General features: G+C 70.5%; 15 protein-coding genes. 6 read left to right on the top strand and 9 right to left on the bottom strand.

Annotation, left to right across the window (positions count from 1 at the left end; all coding sequences use genetic code 11):
- Positions 1 to 155: 155 nt before the first annotated feature.
- The 4 genes from LY12_RS11255 to LY12_RS11240 form a co-directional block, all read right to left on the bottom strand.
- Positions 156 to 1700 (bottom strand): acetolactate synthase large subunit, encoded by a 1545-nt coding sequence (locus tag LY12_RS11255; protein ID WP_253857302.1) that lies wholly within the window; start codon positions 1698 to 1700, stop codon positions 156 to 158.
- A gap of 45 nt (positions 1701 to 1745) precedes the next feature.
- Positions 1746 to 3392, bottom strand: coding sequence for an FAD-binding dehydrogenase (locus LY12_RS11250; RefSeq protein WP_253855751.1), 1647 nt, complete (start codon positions 3390 to 3392; stop codon positions 1746 to 1748).
- Positions 3393 to 4111: 719 nt separating this feature from the next.
- Positions 4112 to 4609 carry a DUF3830 family protein gene (locus tag LY12_RS11245; RefSeq protein WP_253855749.1) on the bottom strand — a complete coding sequence of 166 codons (498 nt, stop codon included), beginning with the start codon at positions 4607 to 4609 and terminating at the stop codon, positions 4112 to 4114.
- Positions 4610 to 4623: 14 nt separating this feature from the next.
- Complete coding sequence (locus tag LY12_RS11240) at positions 4624 to 5877, bottom strand: aspartate aminotransferase family protein (protein ID WP_253855746.1); 1254 nt, start codon at positions 5875 to 5877, stop codon at positions 4624 to 4626.
- Positions 5878 to 6215: 338 nt separating this feature from the next.
- On the opposite strand from LY12_RS11240, the gene LY12_RS11235 reads away from it, so the two are divergent.
- From LY12_RS11235 to LY12_RS11225, 3 genes are all read left to right on the top strand, one after another.
- Entirely contained in the window at positions 6216 to 7682 is a 1467-nt protein-coding gene (locus LY12_RS11235) for an NAD-dependent succinate-semialdehyde dehydrogenase (RefSeq protein ID WP_253855744.1), read from the top strand.
- Complete coding sequence (locus LY12_RS11230; protein ID WP_253855742.1) at positions 7679 to 8734, top strand: tartrate dehydrogenase; 1056 nt, start codon at positions 7679 to 7681, stop codon at positions 8732 to 8734. Before LY12_RS11235 ends, LY12_RS11230 begins: the two co-directional genes overlap by 4 nt.
- Positions 8735 to 8974: 240 nt before the next feature.
- Entirely contained in the window at positions 8975 to 9586 is a 612-nt protein-coding gene (locus tag LY12_RS11225; RefSeq protein WP_253855740.1) for a class I SAM-dependent methyltransferase, read from the top strand.
- A gap of 31 nt (positions 9587 to 9617) precedes the next feature.
- On the opposite strand, the gene LY12_RS11220 is transcribed toward LY12_RS11225, so the two are convergent.
- On the bottom strand, positions 9618 to 10313 hold the full coding sequence (locus tag LY12_RS11220; RefSeq protein ID WP_253855738.1) for a GntR family transcriptional regulator: 696 nt from the start codon (positions 10311 to 10313) through the stop codon (positions 9618 to 9620).
- Complete coding sequence (locus tag LY12_RS11215) at positions 10310 to 11035, bottom strand: maleate cis-trans isomerase family protein (RefSeq protein ID WP_253855735.1); 726 nt, start codon at positions 11033 to 11035, stop codon at positions 10310 to 10312. Before LY12_RS11215 ends, LY12_RS11220 begins: the two co-directional genes overlap by 4 nt.
- A gap of 159 nt (positions 11036 to 11194) precedes the next feature.
- Here LY12_RS11215 and LY12_RS11210 point away from each other — a divergent pair, with 159 nt between their 5' ends.
- Positions 11195 to 12172: a D-2-hydroxyacid dehydrogenase gene (locus LY12_RS11210; RefSeq protein ID WP_308292127.1), complete on the top strand. Its 978-nt coding sequence runs from the start codon at positions 11195 to 11197 to the stop codon at positions 12170 to 12172.
- Here the strand turns inward: LY12_RS11210 and LY12_RS11205 are convergent.
- Positions 12151 to 13446 carry an MFS transporter gene (locus LY12_RS11205; RefSeq protein WP_253855733.1) on the bottom strand — a complete coding sequence of 432 codons (1296 nt, stop codon included), beginning with the start codon at positions 13444 to 13446 and terminating at the stop codon, positions 12151 to 12153. The genes LY12_RS11210 and LY12_RS11205 overlap by 22 nt on opposite strands.
- Positions 13443 to 13958, bottom strand: a complete 516-nt coding sequence (locus tag LY12_RS11200; protein ID WP_308292102.1) for a helix-turn-helix domain-containing protein — start codon at positions 13956 to 13958, stop codon at positions 13443 to 13445. The genes LY12_RS11205 and LY12_RS11200 overlap by 4 nt, the downstream gene beginning before the upstream one ends.
- A gap of 136 nt (positions 13959 to 14094) precedes the next feature.
- Between LY12_RS11200 and LY12_RS11195 the strand changes: the two genes are divergently transcribed.
- Positions 14095 to 15069 carry an aldo/keto reductase gene (locus LY12_RS11195; RefSeq protein ID WP_253855732.1) on the top strand — a complete coding sequence of 325 codons (975 nt, stop codon included), beginning with the start codon at positions 14095 to 14097 and terminating at the stop codon, positions 15067 to 15069.
- Between the two features lie 132 nt (positions 15070 to 15201).
- Here LY12_RS11195 and LY12_RS11190 read toward each other — a convergent pair whose 3' ends face one another.
- Positions 15202 to 16572 carry a WS/DGAT/MGAT family O-acyltransferase gene (locus LY12_RS11190; protein WP_253855731.1) on the bottom strand — a complete coding sequence of 457 codons (1371 nt, stop codon included), beginning with the start codon at positions 16570 to 16572 and terminating at the stop codon, positions 15202 to 15204.
- Positions 16573 to 16745: 173 nt separating this feature from the next.
- Between LY12_RS11190 and LY12_RS11185 the strand changes: the two genes are divergently transcribed.
- A complete protein-coding gene (locus LY12_RS11185; protein ID WP_253855730.1) occupies positions 16746 to 17747 on the top strand; it encodes a glutathione S-transferase family protein in 1002 nt (333 codons plus the stop codon).
- Positions 17748 to 17755 lie beyond the last annotated feature (8 nt).

Here is a 17755-nt window from a genome sequence, read left to right as displayed (position 1 = left end):
ACGGCCCCGGTCGCGAATCCCCGCGACCGGGGCCGTGTTGCTGTTCCGGGAGCCCGTGTTGCAGATTCCGGGACCCCGAATCCGCAACACGAGGCCCGGGATCCGCAACACGCGGGTTGGGGACACGCGGTGCTGGGCGCAGAACACGGCGGGAGCTACAGCAGCGGCGGGATGCGGGCGTCGACCAGGTTCGGGCCTGGCTCGGCGAGCGCCCGGCGGAAACTGTCGGCGAGTTCCTCCGCGGTGGTCGCCACCGATGCGGGCACGCCCATTCCCTCGGCGATCCTCGTGAAATCGATGTCCGGTGTGGACAGATCGAACAGGCCGGTCTTGGTGGGATCGACGTCGCCGGCACCGGTGCGCTGCAGCTCCATCCGGAGGATCGCGTACGCGCGGTTGTTGAGGATCACCGTCGTCACGTTGAGCCCTTCGCGGGCCTGTGTCCACAACGCCGTGATCGTGTACATGGCACTGCCGTCGGCCTGCAGATTGATCACGGGACGTTCCGGTGCCGCGACGGCGGCGCCGGTGGCGACGGGAATGCCCTGGCCGATGGCGCCGCCGGTCAGCGACAGGACGTCGTGCCGCGGTGCGCCGGCCGTCGCAGCGGCGAGCAGCAGGCCCGAGGTGTTGGTCTCGTCGACGACGATCGCGTTCTCCGGCAGCAGCGCGCCGATGACGTCGGGCCAGGTGGCCACGAGCAGCTCCCCTGTCGGCAGCTCCGGCCGGTGTGCGGGCGCGAGCGCCGGTTCGGCTCCCGGCGCGACGAGGTCGGCCAGTTCTTCGAGCGCTGCCGTGACGTCCTGACCCGGAGCGGCGAGGGTATGCAGTTCGGCGCCGGACGGCACGAGATCGCCGCGCTTGCCCGGGTAGGCGAAGAACGTCGTGGGTGGCTTCGCGCCGGCGACGACGATGTGCCGAGCACCGCTGAGCTGCTGTTCGGCCTGCTCGGGTACGTACCCGAGACGTTCCACCGCCGGCAGGCCGGCTCCGCGCTCCAACCGCGCGGGAAACGTCTCGACGAACAGTCGCACGCCCAGTGCCTCGGAGATCCGGCTCGCCGCACGCAGCGCAGGTTCGCGGCACGCGTCGCCGCCGAGCAGGATCACCGCCGGCTCGCCGCTCCGGCACACCGACGCGACATCGTCCACAGTGGACGACGGGGTGGGCCGGGCCGGTGTGATCGGCCGTGCGGGAGCGCCGCCGTCGCTCCACGAGGCGTCGGCGGGCAGGATCAGGGTCGCCACGCCGCCGGGAGCGTTCTGTGCGGCGGCAACCGCGGCCGCCGCGTCCTTGCCGACGTCCGCAGGCGTCGTCGACCGGACCACCGGCCCGAGCGTTGCGGCGACGGCGTCGATGTCGGACTCCAGCGGCGCGTCGTACTGCTTGTGGTATGTCGCGTGGTCGCCGACGACGTTCACGACGGGAGAGTGCGCGCGACGCGCGTTGTGCAGGTTGGCCAGGCCGTTGCCGAGGCCGGGTCCGAGGTGCAGCAACGTCACTCCGGGAGTGCCGGTGATCCGCGCGTAGCCGTCGGCCGCGCCGGTGACGGCGCCTTCGGCGAGCCCGAGCACACCCCGCACCCGCGGGTCCGCCTCCAGGGCCGCGACGAAGTGCATCTCGGACGTGCCCGGGTTGGCGAACACCACCTCGACACCCGCGCCGGCCAACGTGGCCAGCAACGCCTGCGCTCCGGTCATGCCCTCGCTCATGGGTGTCCTGCCGCCCTTCCTGGAACGCCGGGTTCAGCTCGTCCTGGCGAGCGCCTCGCCTGCGCGCCTGCCGGTGAACAAGCAGCCGCCGAGGAAAGTGCCCTCCAGCGAGCGGTAACCGTGCATGCCGCCACCGCCGAACCCCGACGCCTCGCCCGCCGCGTACAGGCCCGGCACCGGCTCGCCCGTGTCGCCGAGTACGCGGCCGTCCAGGTCGGTCTCCAGGCCCCCGAGCGTCTTCCGGCTCAGCACGTGGAGCTTCACCGCGATGAGCGGACCGGCCTTCGGATCGAGCATCCGATGTGGCGAGGCGACGCGGATGAGCTTGTCACCGCGGAACTTCCGCGCCCCGCGCAATGCCGTGATCTGCATGTCCTTGGTGAACTCGTTGCGGATCTCGCGGTCGCGGGCGACGACCTCGCGGCGGATCTGGTCGACCGACAACATGTCCTCGTCGGTCTTGGCGTTCATGCCGCGGACGAGGTCGTCGAGGTTGTCGGCGACGACGAAGTCGGGGCCCTTGTCGAGGAACGCCTGCACCGGCCCGGGCGGACCGGGCTTGACGCGCTGCAGCGTCATCTTCAGGTCCTTGCCGGTCAGGTCGGGGTTCTGTTCCGAGCCCGAGAGCGCGAACTCACGCTCGACGATCTTCTGCGTCAGCACGAACCACGAGTGGTCGTGCCCGGTGCGGCGCAGGTGTGCCAGCGTGCCGAGCGTGTCGAACCCGGGCAGCAGCGGGACGGGCAGTCGCTCGCCGGTCGCGTCGAACCACAGTGACGACGGCCCCGGCAGGATGCGGATGCCGTGCTGCGGCCAGACCGGGGAGTGGTTGTCGATGCCCTCGACGTAGTGCCACATGCGGTCGCGGTTGATCAGGTGCGCGCCCGCGGCCTCGCTGATGCTCAGCATGCGTCCGTCGACGTGCTCGGGAACGCCGGAGAGCATCGTGCGCGGGGCCTGTCCGAGGCGGGCGGGCCAGTTCCGGCGGATGAGGTCGTGGTTGCCGCCGATGCCGCCGCTGGCGACGAGGACGGCCTGAGCGGTGAGTCCGAACTCACCGGTGACCTCGCGGGAACTGCTCTCGCCGCGGGCCACGCCGCTGGGGGCGAGCACCGATCCGGTCACGCCGTCGACGGTTCCCGCCGAGGTGGTCAGTTCGTCGACGCGATGCCGGAAACGCAACTCGACCTGCCCGCGGTCGACGGCCTCGCGGACGCGCCGCACGAACGGGTCGAGCACGCCGGGCCCGGTGCCCCAGGTGATGTGGAAGCGGGGCACGGAGTTGCCGTGGCCCATGGCGCCGTAGCCGCCGCGCTCCGCCCAGCCGACGACCGGGAAGAATTTCACGCCCATCGCGGCGAGCCACGCCCGCTTCTCGCCGGCGGCGAAGTCCACGTAGGCCTCGGCCCACCGGCGTGGCCAGGCGTCCTCCTCGCGGTCGAAACCGGCGGTGCCGACCCAGTCCTGCCAGGCGAGTTCGTGGGAGTCGCGGACGCCGAGCCTGCGTTGCTCAGGACTGTCCACGAGGAAAAGGCCGCCGAACGACCAGAAGGCCTGCCCGCCGAGGGAGGCCGGGGGCTCCTGCTCGACGACGATGACGCGCTTGCCGGCATCGGCCAGCGTGGCCGTCGCGGCCAGTCCGGCCAGTCCCGCGCCGACGACGATGACATCCGCGTCCATGGGCACCTCCGCTCCGAGTCGCCTGCAGGTTACCGCCGCGGCGCCGTTGTGACACGGGGCCGCGGTGGATCACCGGCCGACAGCAGGGCGCCGGCCCGTGAAGGTGCCACCGGGCCGGCGCGTGAGAGAGCCGAAGGGGCCGGTCCGCGCCAACGATACCGGCCCCTCGGTCACTCTAGGTGTCCTCGCTGGTGGTTCAGACCAGCCAGCCCAGCAGGTGGGAGAGGCCGGCGAGAACCGAGGTGATGACGTCGCCACCGTGCATCGCAAAGTGCTGCATTTGGAGGGGCTCCTTCGTATCTGGAGTGATTCGTTGACATCCGTGTGTTCGCGACGCACACGTTGCTTTCGAAAGCACGGCAACGCTTTCAGCGCGCCCGGCTGCTGTCAAAAGTCCGCGGGAGCCCTCGCCGTGAAACGTGAAATCTTCTCAGTCTAAACACGTAAGGCTTTCGTGTTTTCGCGTGGGCCCGCTGCGCGGCATCCGGGATCACGGTGCGTGATGACCGCGATCCTGGTGACGCTCGGTGATAACGATCATGGACCACGGGCGCGGCGTGTCGTCTCCCCGTCGGGTGATGTCGGATCACGTCGCGTGAGTTCGGTCGAACCACTCGTTCGAGGGAATGCCGGATCGGCTGCGGGTGTCCCGGTGCGGACACGACAGCGGGGCGGGAACGCCGTTCGGCGTGCCCGCCCCGCCGGTGACCGCGTGCGCGTCAGTCGCGTGCGTACGTCATCGTCTCGCCCTCGACGCCGCGCAGCCACATGTCCTGTGCCGCGCTCGCCATTGCGTCGAGGCCCTCCTCGATCGTGGCGAACACGTTGCCGGGCACCCAGCCCGCGTCGCCGTTGATGAGCAGGTTGTTGCGGCCGTAGAAGATCGCCAGGTCGGTGGCGCCCCGGTCGCTGTGCGCCTCGCTGCCGTCGTCGTAACCGTAGGCGGGGTTGCCGATCTCCCACGGTTCGAAGCCGAAGTAGCAGACGTCGCCGGGAATCGGGGTGACCGTCGGATTCTCCCGTCCCGGCTTCGGTTCGGGCAGCGGCGGCACGAGCGTGTAGATCTCGTTCCTGGCGTACTTCGCGTGATACGCCGACCCGCTCTGCGGCAGCGCGTCCCACACGGCCCGGCACGTCCGCGGCGCCTCGTCGTCGAGCAGGCGCGCACGGCAGGACACGCCACGCTTGTCGAGGGTGATCGTGATGTACCTGCTCATCGCGTGCCCGCCCGCTACTTCGTCACCTCGGCCACGACACCGGCCCAGATCTCCAGTGCCTCGTCCACCTGTTCGGACGTGACGACCAGCGGCGGGATCATGCGCACCACGTTCATGTAGGCCCCGCACGTGAGCATCAGCAGGCCCCGTTCGGCGGCCAGCTTCTGCGCCGCCTGCGCCGTCGTGTTGTCCGGCTTACCGTCGGCGGTGGTGAACTCCGAGCCGACGAGCAGGCCGAGGCCGCGCACGTCACCGATCGCGGGAGTCTTGTCGGCGACCGCGCGCGCACCGGCGAGCAGTTGCTCGCCTCGTTCGGCGGCGTTGGCGACCAGGTTCTCGTCGCGGATGACGTCGAGGGTGGCGACGGCCGCGGCGCACGACACGGCGTTGCCGCCGTAGGTGCCGCCTTGCGAGCCTGGGAACGCCTTCGCCATCAACTCGGCCGACGCCGCGATGCCCGACAGTGGGAAGCCGCTGGCCAGTCCCTTGGCGATCGTGATGACGTCCGGCTGCACGCCGAAGTGATCGTGACCCCAGAACTTGCCCGTGCGGCCGAACCCGGTCTGGATCTCGTCGACCACGAGCAGGATGCCGTGTTCGTCGGCGCGCTCGCGCAGGCCCGCCATGAACTCGGGATTGGCGGGGACGTAGCCGCCCTCGCCCAGCATCGGCTCGATGAAGAACGCGGCCGTCTCGCCGGGGGCGGTCGCGGTGGCGAACAGGTAGTCGAGCTCGCGCAGAGCGAAGTCGGTGGCGGTCTTCTCGTCCCAGCCGTAGTGGTAGGCGAACGGGAACGGTGCCATGTGGACGCCACCCATCAGCGGCGAGATGCCTGCGCTGAATCGCGTGCCGGAGGTGGTCATGGTGGCGGTGGCGACGGTGCGGCCGTGGAATCCGCCCTGGAACACCACGACGTTCGGCCTGCCGGTGGCCTGTCGCGCGAGCCGCAGCGCCGCCTCGACGGCCTCGCTGCCCGAGTTGGCGAAGAACAACGAGTCGAGGCCGGTGGGCAGCACGTCGCCGAGTCGCTCCGACAGTTCGAGCAGCGGCTTGTGCATGACGGTCGTGTACTGGCCGTGAACCAGTTTGCCGACCTGTTCCTGTGCGGCGGCGACGACGCGCGGGTGGCAGTGCCCGGTGCTGGTGACACCGATGCCCGCGGTGAAGTCGAGGTGCCTGCGGCCGTCGGTGTCGTAGAGATACGCACCTTCGCCGTGGTCGACGACGACCGGGGTCGCCTGCTTGAGCAGAGGGGACAGCGTGGCCATGACTGCGGCTCCTTCTCGGGTTCCGGGGGCTGACCTCGGTGGACGTCGGTGTCACCGGTTGCCGGACGCGGTGGTTCCGGTCCAGGCTCGAACCCGGCGCCGTCGGGGCGCGGTTCCGGGTCCGGAGTCCGCTGCCGACGGGGTTGTAGATTGTCAACAATGTTCGTAGCATAGCCGTGCAGGCGGCGCAATGACACCTCGCGCGACAGGAACCCGATGCCCGCGCGACGCGGCACGTGTTCCGGCGAGGGGCGTCCTGACTCGGTCATGGGTCGGCTGTGCGCGGACCGGGAACCCCGATCGCACGTGGGATCTTCGACGAACTTGGGAGCTGTGGCATGAGCACGGTCAGTGAAGCCGGTGTCGTCTCGGCGGTGAACAAGGAACTGTTCATCGGCGGCAAATGGGCCCCGGCGGCCGGAAACGCGACGTTCGACGTCCACGATCCGGCGACGGGTGATGCGTTGTGCGCCGTGGCGGACGCCTCGCCGCAGGACGGCATCGCCGCGCTCGAGGCCGCGTCCACCGCGCAGGCCGACTGGGCCGCGCACCCGCCGAGGGAACGCGGGGAGATCCTGCGGCGGGCCTACGAGAAGCTCATGGCGCGTCAGGACGAGCTCGGGCTGCTGATGACGCTGGAGATGGGCAAGCCGCTCGCCGAGGCCAAGGGCGAGATCGCCTACGCGGCCGAGTTCTTCCGCTGGTTCGCCGAGGAAGCGGTGCGGATCGACGGGGGCTATGCGGTCGCGCCAAACGGCAGCGGGCGGTTCCTCGTCACCAACCAGCCGGTCGGCCCGTGTCTGCTGATCACGCCGTGGAACTTCCCCATGGCGATGGGCACGCGGAAGATCGGCCCCGCCGTCGCCGCGGGCTGCACGATGGTCATCAAACCCGCTGCGCAGACGCCGTTGTCGATGCTGGCGCTCGCCGGGATCCTGGCGGAGGCGGGCCTGCCGGACGGCGTGCTCAACGTCGTGACGACCACGCAGGCCGGCGGGGTGATGGAGCCGATGATCCGCGACGGGCGCGCGCGGAAACTGTCGTTCACCGGGTCGACCGCGGTCGGCCGCAAGCTCCTCGAACAGTGCGCGGGCACCGTCATGCGGACGTCGATGGAACTGGGCGGCAACGCGCCGTTCGTCGTCTTCGACGACGCCGACCTCGACGCGGCGGTCGACGGTGCGATGCAGGCGAAGATGCGCAACATCGGCGAGGCCTGCACGGCCGCGAACCGGTTCTACGTGCACAGCGCCGTGGCCGACGAGTTCTCGCGCAAGCTGACCGAGCGCATGGAAGGCCTGCCCATCGGCCGTGGCACCGAGGACGGCGTCGTGGTGGGTCCGCTGATCGACTCCGCCGCGATCGACAAGGTCTCGGCGCTCGTCGGTGACGCGGCGCAGCGGGGAGCGACGGTGCTCACCGGTGGGGCCACTGTGGACGGACCTGGCAACTTCTACCAGCCGACGGTGCTGACGAATGTGCCGCAGGAGGCCCGGATGACGTCCGAGGAGATCTTCGGCCCGGTGGCGCCGATCTCGACGTTCGAGACCGAGGACGAGGCGATCACGGCGGCCAACGACACCGAGTACGGGCTCGTCGGCTACGTCTACACGCAGAACCTCACCCGGGCGCTCCGGGTCAGCGAGCGGATGGAGACCGGCATGGTCGGCCTGAACCAGGGCGTCGTGTCGAACCCCGCGGCGCCGTTCGGCGGCGTCAAGCAGTCCGGGCTCGGGCGCGAGGGCGGCACCGTCGGCATCGACGAGTTCCTGGAGACGAAGTACATCGCGGTCGGTGGCCTGTGAGCACATACCGCATCGCGTCGATCCCGGGCGACGGCATCGGCGTCGACGTCCAGCGCGAGGCCCGGGTGGTTCTCGACACCGCCGCCAAGCGATTCGGCTTCGGACTGGACTGGACCGAGTTCGACTGGAGCTGTCGGCGCTACGCCGAGACCGGTTCGATGATGCCCGCCGACGGCATCGCGACGTTGCGGCCGTTCGACGCGGTGCTGCTCGGTGCGGTCGGGTTTCCCGGGGTGCCGGACCACGTCTCACTCTGGGGCCTGCTGATCCCGGTGCGCAGGGCGTTCGCACAGTACGTCAACCTGCGGCCGGTGCGGCTGCTGCCGGGAACGACCTCGGTGCTCGCCGGCCGCGACGGCGACGAGCTGGAGATGGTGATCGTCAGGGAGAACTCCGAGGGCGAGTACTCGGAACTGGGAGGCAGGCACAACGCCGGCGGCCCCGGCGAGTTCGCGCTGCAGGAATCGGTGTTCACGCGCGTCGGCGTGGAACGCATCGTCCGCTACGCCTTCGAGCTGGCGCGCACGCGGCAGCACAGGGTGTGCTCGGCGACGAAATCGAACGGGATCATCCACACGATGCCGTTCTGGGACGAGATCTTCGCCGAGGTCGCCGCCGGGTACCCGGATGTCGAGGCCGAACAGCTGCACATCGACGCGCTGGCGGCGCGCATGGTGCAACGGCCGGATTCGCTCGACGTCGTGGTCGGGTCGAATCTGTTCGGTGACATCCTCAGCGATCTCGCTGCGGCGATCACCGGCGGGCTCGGTATGGCCCCGTCCGGCAACATCAATCCCGAGGGCGAGTTCCCTTCGATGTTCGAGGCGGTGCACGGCAGCGCGCCGGACATCGCGGGGCAGGGGATCGCGAACCCGGTGGCCCAGATCCTCGCCGCGGCGATGATGCTCGACCAGCTCGGCGAGAAGGCGGCGGGCGAGGCCGTTCGCGGTGCGGTGCAGTCGGTGCTGTCCGGCGCCGCGGCGCTCACCCCGGACCTCGGCGGCGATGCGACGACGGCCGAGGTGGGATCCGCCGTCGCGGACGCGCTGTAGCCGGCACGGACGCCCTGTAGCCGGCACGGACGACAGCAGGTGCGGACACGCGCTGCTGTAGGGACGGCGAGTGGTCCGTGGCCGCCGGGATGCCGACGTCTGCACCGTCGGTGGCCCGGCGGCCGCTATGCTCGACGACACGGTCCGTTCGGACCGTCCCGACCGAGAGCCAGCCGGTCGGGGCCTGTTGTGATGTTCGACACGAGGCGAAAGGCCGGGGTTGTCGCGGATGGTGTGGTCATGCTCGATGCTTTGAAACGCTCGGTCCCGCTGTTCGTCTCCGCAGCCGTCCGCAACCCGAAGGCGGTCGGTGCGGCTGCGCCGAGTTCGCGTGCGCTCGCGGCACGGATGGCCTCGGCCGTGCCGGCCACGGCCGAGCCACCCACCGTGGTGGAGATCGGCGCGGGCACCGGTGCGTTCACGAGGGTGGCGAGCGAACGTGTGTCCGATGGTGGCCGCTACATCGCGGTCGAACAGGACGAGCGCATGGCGGGCCACCTCGAACGCACCCACCCGAACGTCGAGGTCGTCAACGGTGATGCCGCGCAACTGGGCACGCTCCTGGCCGACCGGGGTGTGACCAGCGTCGACGCGGTGCTGTGCGGCCTGCCCTGGTCGCTGTTCACCGTGGAGCTGCAGCGCCGGATCCTGCGCGAGATCTCGACGGCCATGGCGCCGCACGCGGTGTTCACGACGTTCGCCTACGTCCACGCCGCGCGGATCCCCGGGTCGAAGCGGTTTCGCAGCGAGGTCGAGGCCGTGTTCGAGGACGTCGAGGTGCAGTCGCCGGTGTGGCGGAACCTGCCGCCCGCGATGACCTACCTGTGCCGCGGAGCGCGCGGCACCGACTGAGCGGGCCGCCTGCCCGCGTCGGCGTGCCGGGTCAGGCGCTGTCGGCCGCGTCGTGGCCGGAACCGGGCGCCAGGCGGCGCACGGCGTCGGCCATGTGCTCGTCGAGCAGCCGCAGCAGTTCCGGTTCGTCGCCTGCGCGGACGGCCGCGATGATCGCGTTGTGCTCGGCGATGCGCTCGTCGGTCTCGTACTCGCCAGTGGGGTAGGTCCGCTGCAGCTTCGTCAGGCACATGCGGGTCTCGATCATCAGCGTGCGGGCCATACGGCGCAGCCGGGGACTGCCGGAGGCGTCGATGAGCGCCTCGTGGAACTGCAGGTCCGCTTCGGACAGTGCGGTCGGATCGCCCCCGGCGTCCGCGTCGGCCATTCGTGCCACGGCCTCGTCCAGCACCGCGGCGATCGCGTCCCTGTCGGGTGCGCGCACCACGAGTGTCGCCGCGGCGCGTTCCACGGCCGAGCGCGCCGTGTAGATGTCCTGGATGTCACCGGGTTCGAGGTCGATGACGAACAGGCCACGGTGGCGCTCGCTGCGCAGCAGACCCTCGGACACGAGCCGTTGCATCGCCTCGCGCAGCGGCCCGCGGGAGACCTCGAACCGGGAGGCCAGTTCGGCCTCGCCGAGTTGCATCCCCGGCGTCAGTGTTCCCGCCATGATCGCCTCGCGCAGCCTGCGGGCGATGATCGCGGCCGTGGACTCCCGGTTGACGGGTTCGATGTCCGCGATCATCGGCGGCCCTCGGTGCGCAGCAGCGTGCCCAGCCCGTCGTAGGTGCGGGTGACGCCTGCGATCCGCAGGCCCTCCCACACGGTGACCTGGTTGGCGGTCAGCACCGGTTTGCCGAGCCGGCGTTCGATCTCGTCGACGAGCGCCAGGGTGCGCATCGCGGTGTCCGGCACGAGCACCGCATCGGCCTCCGGGTGGTCGTGGCTCACCGCCAGGTCGACGACCCGCTCCGGCGGCAGGTCCCCGACCTCGGCGGCGGTGTCGATGTCGGCGGCCGAGGCCGACACCACGTCGATCCCGCCGCGGCCGAGGAAGTCGGCGAACAGCTTCGCCACGTCGCCGGGATAGCTGGCCGCCACGGCTACCGTGCGCAGCCCGAGCGTCTGGGCGGAGTGGACGAACGCCAGGGAGGTGCTCGACGCGGGGAGTCCTCCAGCGGCCTCGGACAGTCCGGCGACCTGCTCGGCCGCTCCGTCCCAGCCGTAGACGAAACTGCCGCTGGTGCAGGCCCAGACGACCGCGTCGGGGGAGTGCTTGGCCAGCAACGCGGCGCCACCGGACAGTCGCGCGGGCGAACCGAGGTCGAGCAGCTCGGGCACGGCGTGCAGATCGGTGCCGTAGATGTGCTCGACGGGCAGCGCGGTGCCGTCGCCGAGCATCCGCTCCGCCCGTGGATAGTCGTCCTCCGCGGCGTGATCCGGGTAGATGAAACCGATCGTGGGCACGAGGCACCTCCTCGGCGTCCGTGGGGTCCACGGTGGACACGGCCGCCGGCCACTGCCCGAGTGACGGCGGCTGCCTGCGTGGCGGCGGTGGGATCCGAGGCGCACCTCGGATTGTTGACAATCATACGACCCACTCCTAGCGTGTCAACGGTGAATGCGGTGACCGAGACCGGCACACCCGTGCTGGCCGTGCTGACAGGTGACGCCCCGCCCCCGGACATGACTGCGGTCGAGCAACGGGCCGAGGTTCGGTACACCGACGCCGCCGGGCTCGCCGATGCGTTGCGCGGAGCCGACGTGCTGTTCATGTACGACTTCCTGTCGACGGTGCTGCCGTCGGCGTGGCATGCCGCCGACCGGTTGCAGTGGCTGCACATCGCCGCCGCGGGTGTCGATCCTGTGATGTTCCCGGAACTGCAGGCCAGCGACGTCGTGCTCACCAACGCGCGCGGCGTGTTCGACGACTCCATCGCCGAGTACGTGCTCGGCCAGGTACTCGCGTTCGCCAAGGACATGCCGCGCTCGCTGCGGCTGCAGGACGCACGCAGCTGGCGGCATCGCGAGACCGAACGGATCGGCGGGGCCTCGGCCGTCGTCGTCGGCACCGGGCCGATCGGCAGGGCCATCGCGCGGCTGCTGCGCGCGGCGGGTCTGCGGGTGTCCGGCGCGGGCAGGCGCGCGCGCTCCGGCGACCCGGACTTCGGGACGGTGCACTCGACCGACCGCCTCGCCGAGTGCGTGGCCGACGCCGATTACGTCATCGCCGTCGCGCCGCTGACCGACCAGACGAAGAACATGTTCGACTCGGCCGCGTTCGCGGCGATGAAGCCGTCCGCGCGGTTCATCAACGTCGGCCGTGGCGAACTGGTCGTCACCGACGATCTCGTCGCCGCACTGCGGTCCGAAGTGATCGCGGGAGCTGCGCTCGATGTGTTCGACACCGAACCGCTGCCCGCGGAGCATCCGCTGTGGACGATGGAGAACGTGCTGATCTCCCCGCACATGTCGGGTGACGTCGTGGGCTGGCGGCGTGAACTCGTCGGTGTCTTCACGGACAACTTCCGCCGGTGGAGCGCAGGGGAAGCGTTGCGCAACGTCGTGGACAAGCAGCTGGGCTACGTGCCGTCCGGAACCTGATCACACCCCGCATGCCCGTGGTGTGACGAGGCCTCCGGACGCCGCCGGAGTGTGCGCACCTGCCTGCTGGTCAGCGTGAGCAGGGTGGCGACCGTCACGAGTACGGCTCCTCCGACGAGCGTCGCGGATCTGCCGAACTCGGCGGCCAGCGGACCCGCCGCCATCTCGCCGACCGGCAGCGCGATGAAGGAGCCGAGCATGTCGTAGGAGTAGACCCGCGCGAGCCGGTCGGGCGGGATGTTCTCCTGCAACGACACGTCCCAGGCGATGGTGAACTGCTCGACGGCCATGCCCGCCAGGAACATCACCGCCATGAGGGGTACGAGTTCTGGCAGGTGCGCGAGGAACACGAGCGGGACGCACTCGGCGAGCATCACCCCGACGCCGATGCGCAGCGCGTACCGCGGGCGCCACCGAGCGGCCAGGAATCCGCCCGCGAAGGCACCTGCGGTCTGTGCGGCGAGCACGAAGCCCCAGCCACCGCGGCCGATGCCTTCGTCCGCGATCGCGGGGCCCAGCACCACGATGCCGCCGGAGATGACGGCGTTGACCACCATGAACTGCAGCACGACGAGCCACACCCATCGGCGTGCCGTGAACTCGCGCCACCCTTCGGCGAGCTCGCGCAGCGGCGATCCGGGTGCGCCGTCGCCCGCAGCCGGGGCGTGCACCCCGTGGTAGGCGACCGCCGACAGCGCGAACAGTGCCGCGTTCGCCCCGAGTGTCCACCCCGGACCGCTGGCCGCGACGAGCAGGCCGCCGAGCGCGGCGCCGCCGATGCGCCCTGCGTTGGCCGCGGCACGAACGAGTGCATTGGCCTGGGTCAACAGTGACGGCGGCACGGTTTGCGGGGTCAGCGCCGCTGCGGCGGGCAGGGAGATCGCGGCCACCGCTCCGTTGGCGACGCTCAGCGCGATGAGCAACGGCACGTTCGCGAATCCACAGAGGACACCGACCGCGATGGCCGCCTGGGTCAGCGCGGCCGCGGCGCCGGTTCCCTGGAGGATCACCGCGCGCGGGAACCGGTCGGCGAGGACTCCCGCCAGCAGCAGGAACGCGACGTTCGCCAGGGATCGCGCCCCGACGACGAGGCCGAGCTGGATGGGTGAACCGGTGAGGTCCAGGACGGCGAAGGCCAGCGCGACCGGCGCGATGGCGTTGGCGAACTCGTCGAACGTGCGGCCGAGGAACAGGTTGCGGAAGTCCGGCAGGCGGAGCGGAGCCGTGATTCCTTCGGGGGTCGGCGCGGGCTCGCGCGGCGGTGTCGCCGTCATCGCTGCTCCAAGCGGAACAGGGCGACGGTCGCGCTGACCCGGTGGGTGCCGGGCGTGCGGGGCGGCTTCGCGTGGGCGTGCAGCAGGTTGCCGAGTTCGTTGGCCAGCGCGCGGGCGCGTTGCCAGACCCGCTCGTCGACCCACACCTCGGCGTCCGTGGTCGAGTACTTGGCCCCCGGTTTCCGCTGTGCGGACCGGCGTGTGAGTTCGTCGGCGAGTGCGTTGAGGAGGATGCGTTCCTCCTCGGGTTCCCGGTCGAGAAACGGGCCCGCGCTGGCCGGATCGTGCCGGTAGCGTTTGGCACGCCCACCGCGGATCACCACTTCCCCTGCGGGTTCCACCAGTCCGGCGGTGTGCAGGCGGCGCAGGTGGTAGCTGACGTTGGCCTGTTTCTCACCCAGTTCGCGGGCGGCTTCGGCCGAGCTCATCGCCGCTCCGGTCAGCAGCGAGAGCAGTCGCATGCGCAGTGGGTGGGCGAGCACGCGCAGGCGATCGAGGCGGTCTTCGGTCACGAGACGGCAGTCTCCGCGGGCGCGAGCGCAACTGTCAAACGTGTATTTTGGGGTCGGCGGTTGTCGCCGTATTCCCCTCGCCGTGGTGGAGGACCTCACGGTGCGAACGAAGGCGACGCGGGGTAACCCTGGAGGTATGCAGACGATCACCTTGGGCAGGAGTGGCCTCGACGTCTCGCGCATCTGCTTCGGTACGTGGCAGATCGGCGGCGACTGGGGCTCGTTCGACTCCGACGCCGCGATCGAGGCCATCCGGCAAGCGCGCGAACTGGGCGTGACATTCTTCGACACGGCGCAGGCGTACGGCTTCGGCGCGTCCGAGGAACTGCTCGGCACCGCGTTGCGGCCCGATCTGGACCGGGACCGCGACAGTGTCGTCATCGCGACGAAGGGCGGCATCGAACCGGGCAGCGACCGGCCGCGGAAGGCGACCCGGGAGTACCTGCGCAGCGGGGTGGAACAGAGCTTGCGTCACCTCGGCGTCGACCACATCGACCTCTACCAGGTGCACTGGCCCGACGAGCGGACACCGGCCGAGGAGACGGCGTCGGCGCTGCAGGAACTCGTCGACGAGGGCAAGATCCGCCACGCGGGAGTGTCCAATTACGACAGCGAGCAGCTCGCGGCGTTCGATCGCACGCGGCCGGTCGAGACACTGCAGCCGCCGTACCACCTGCTGCGCCGTGACATCGAGACCGATCCGCTGCCGTACGCGCGATCCCACGACATCGGGGTGCTGGTCTACAGCGCGCTCGGCAGCGGACTGTTGACCGGCGGGCTGACGGCCGACGCCACGTTCGAGGCGTCGGACTGGCGGTCGCAGTCGTCGGCGTTCCAGGGCGAGAACCTGAGGCGGAACGTCGCGGTGGTCGAGGAACTGAAGGAGTTCGCGGCGGGGAAGAACGCGAGTGTCAGCCAGCTCGCCATCGCGTGGACGCTCGCGCAGCCGGGTGTGCACGTGGCGATCGTCGGTGCGCGCAGGGCGCGCAACATCGCCGACAGCGTCGGTGCCGCGGACCTGGAGCTGACGGCGGACGAGCTGGCGGAGATCGAACGCATCACCGCGGCGGGCGTCCCCGTCACGGGCGCAAGCCCGGAGGGCATCGCCTGACGCGCAGTGGTCGGCAGTCATGCCCCCAAGGGCACTTTGGTTGCATTGAGTGCGACCAAAGTGCCCTTGGGGGCTTTCGCCGGCTGAGGGGGCGGCCCGTCCGGTTACTGCGGGTGGCCGGCCGGGTGGGTGTCAGCGGGTGGTCTTCTCCAGGTCCGTCAACGCCGTGTCGAGGTGTGTGAGGAGGCGCTGCAGATGCGGCACGCTGCGTCGGCAACCCGTGATGCCGACGTCGAGGTTGTCGCCCGACGTGGTCAGCGTGATGTTCACCGCCTGCCCGTCCAGCAGCACCGACGCGGGGTAGATGCCGTCGAGCCGCGCCCCGTTCCAGTACATCTGCTTACGGGGCCCCGGCACGTTCGAGATCACCAGGTTGAACGGCGGACGGGTGTTCCCGGCGATTCCCGGCACGGGGCTCGCCGCGAGGGGAGCGACGTTGAACGCCGACAGCAGCAGCGCCTGCAACGGGGTGAGTTCCCGGAACACGCGTTTGGCCTCCGAGGTGGACCTCGCGACGGTCGCCAGGCGCTCGTCGGCGTCCTGCAGGTCGGTGCCGAGATTCGCGAGCAACGCGCCGATCTGGTTGCCGGAGGACTCTCCCACCTCGCGTGCCGACCGCATCGACACCGGCACCATCGCGGTCAGCGGCGAGGTCGGCAGCGCGTGTCGTTCGATCAGATACTCGCGCAGCGCACCACCGCACATGGCGAGTACGACGTCGTTGCGGCTCACCCCGGCTGACGAGGCGACCGTCCTGATCCGCTCCAGCGGCCACGACTGTGCGGCGAACCGTCTGGCGCCGCCGATCGGCACGTTGAACATCGTCCGCGGCGCTTCGAGGGGCAGGGTGAGCGTGCGTTCGCGGAACGCTTCGCGAGCCACCGACAGCGCCGCGCCGGGTGCACCGGCGAGCTCCCGTGCAGTTCCGGCTGCGGTGCGCAGCGCCTCCATCGGGTCCGGCGCGCCGCGCGGCGTGCGCCGCCGGGTGTCGCGTTTACCCCACGGCGGCGGGCACGAGCGGTCGTCGGGGTCGTCCGACAGCACGCCGGTCGCCTGCCGCAGGGCGGACACGCCGTCCATCATCGCGTGGTGGATCTTGCTGTACACGGCGAACCGTCCGTCGGCGAGTCCTTCGACGAGGTGCACCTCCCAGAGCGGGCGGTGCCGGTCGAGCAGGGTGCTGTGCCAGCGGGACGTCAGTTCGAGCAGTTCACGGATGCGGCCGGGGCCGGGTAGTGCCGAGTGGCGGAAGTGGTAGTCGAGGTCGAGCTGGGGGTCGCGCTGCCACGCGAGATAGCCCGCGGTGTTGACCGGTCTGCGCAACCGCCGCTGGAACGTCTCCCGCACGGTCGTGCGCTGCAGCAGGGTTTCGCGGAGCTCGCGCAGGTACTCGGGCCCGGCGTCGTCGGGCGGCGTGAACAACTGCAGCCCGCCCACGTGCATCGGGTGTTCGCGGGTTTCGATCGCCAAGAACATCGAGTCGGTCACGGGCATCAGCGACATCGGGCGCCACCTCCCACGGGTCGAGGACCGCCGCCCGGAGCGTGCGGTGGCAGGAGTGTACGCACCGGTGTCGGTGTCGTGACCATCCCGACGGAGCCGCAAGCCGGGAATTCCTTCGTATACCGGCGTCCGCGCCGTGCGGTGGTGGGCGGGTACCCACTAGCGTCGGTGGTATGACCATTCCGACGGACCCGGAGACCGGGGAGTTCCACCGTGCGCCCAACGCGTTCACCGCTCGCATCACCTCCGGCGGCGGTGACGGCTGGCCCGTCGAGGCGGGCCGCTACCGCCTGGTCGTGAGCCGCGCGTGCCCGTGGGCGAGCCGGGCGCTGGTCGTCCGCAGACTGCTGGGGCTGGAGGACGTCCTGTCGCTGGCCGTCGCCGACCCGATCCAGGACTCCCGCAGCTGGCGGTTCACGCTCGACCCTGGCGGCGTCGACCCGGTGCTCGGCATCCGGTTCCTGTATGAGGCCTACGAGCGGGCCGACCCTGCCTACGACGGTGGCATCAGCGTGCCCGCGATCGTCGACGTGCCGAGCGGGAAACTCGTCACCAACGACTACCCGCGGATCACGCTCGACCTCGACACGCAGTGGACGGCGCTGCAACGCGAGGGGGCGCCCGAGCTGTACCCGGAGGCGCTGCGCGACGAGATCGACGCCGTCAACGCCGACGTGCACCGCGACGTCAACGCGGCCGTCTACGAAGCCGGCTTCGCCACGAAACAGGCAGCGTACGAGGACGCCTACGATCGGTTGTTCGCCCGGCTGGACGCGTTGTCGGATCGGCTGGCACGGCAGCGCTACCTCGTCGGTGACACCATCACCGAGGCCGACATCCGGCTGTTCACCACGCTGGTGCGGTTCGACGCCGTCTACCACGGCCACTTCAAGTGCAACCGCCACAAACTCACCGAACTGCCGGTGCTGTGGGCCTACGCCCGCGACCTCTTCCAGACACCCGGTTTCGGTGACACGGTGGACTTCGACCACATCAAGCGGCATTACTACGGCGTGCACGAGCAGGTGAATCCGACGGGCATCGTGCCGAAGGGGCCGGACCTGTCGGGCTGGACCACCGCGCACGGCAGGGAGCAACTGGGCGGACGCCCGTTCGGCAACGGTACGCCTCCGCCTCCGCCGCCCCCGGAGGAGGCCATCACCTCGGGGTCATGAGGTCTCCT

The sequence above is a fragment of the Prauserella alba genome (assembly GCF_024171735.1).
Classification (GTDB): Bacteria; Actinomycetota; Actinomycetes; order Mycobacteriales; family Pseudonocardiaceae; genus Prauserella; species Prauserella alba.
This window is presented reverse-complemented; position numbering and strand designations above follow the sequence as displayed.

Coding starts and splice junctions, on each gene's coding strand:
- LY12_RS11255 (WP_253857302.1), bottom strand. CDS start 1,700: ATGACCGGAGCGCAGGCGTTGCTGGCCACGTTGGCCGGCGCGGGTGTC.
- LY12_RS11250 (WP_253855751.1), bottom strand. CDS start 3,392: ATGGACGCGGATGTCATCGTCGTCGGCGCGGGACTGGCCGGACTGGCC.
- LY12_RS11245 (WP_253855749.1), bottom strand. CDS start 4,609: ATGAGCAGGTACATCACGATCACCCTCGACAAGCGTGGCGTGTCCTGC.
- LY12_RS11240 (WP_253855746.1), bottom strand. CDS start 5,877: ATGGCCACGCTGTCCCCTCTGCTCAAGCAGGCGACCCCGGTCGTCGTC.
- LY12_RS11235 (WP_253855744.1), top strand. CDS start 6,216: ATGAGCACGGTCAGTGAAGCCGGTGTCGTCTCGGCGGTGAACAAGGAA.
- LY12_RS11225 (WP_253855740.1), top strand. CDS start 8,975: ATGCTCGATGCTTTGAAACGCTCGGTCCCGCTGTTCGTCTCCGCAGCC.
- LY12_RS11220 (WP_253855738.1), bottom strand. CDS start 10,313: ATGATCGCGGACATCGAACCCGTCAACCGGGAGTCCACGGCCGCGATC.
- LY12_RS11205 (WP_253855733.1), bottom strand. CDS start 13,446: ATGACGGCGACACCGCCGCGCGAGCCCGCGCCGACCCCCGAAGGAATC.
- LY12_RS11195 (WP_253855732.1), top strand. CDS start 14,095: ATGCAGACGATCACCTTGGGCAGGAGTGGCCTCGACGTCTCGCGCATC.
- LY12_RS11190 (WP_253855731.1), bottom strand. CDS start 16,572: ATGTCGCTGATGCCCGTGACCGACTCGATGTTCTTGGCGATCGAAACC.
- LY12_RS11185 (WP_253855730.1), top strand. CDS start 16,746: ATGACCATTCCGACGGACCCGGAGACCGGGGAGTTCCACCGTGCGCCC.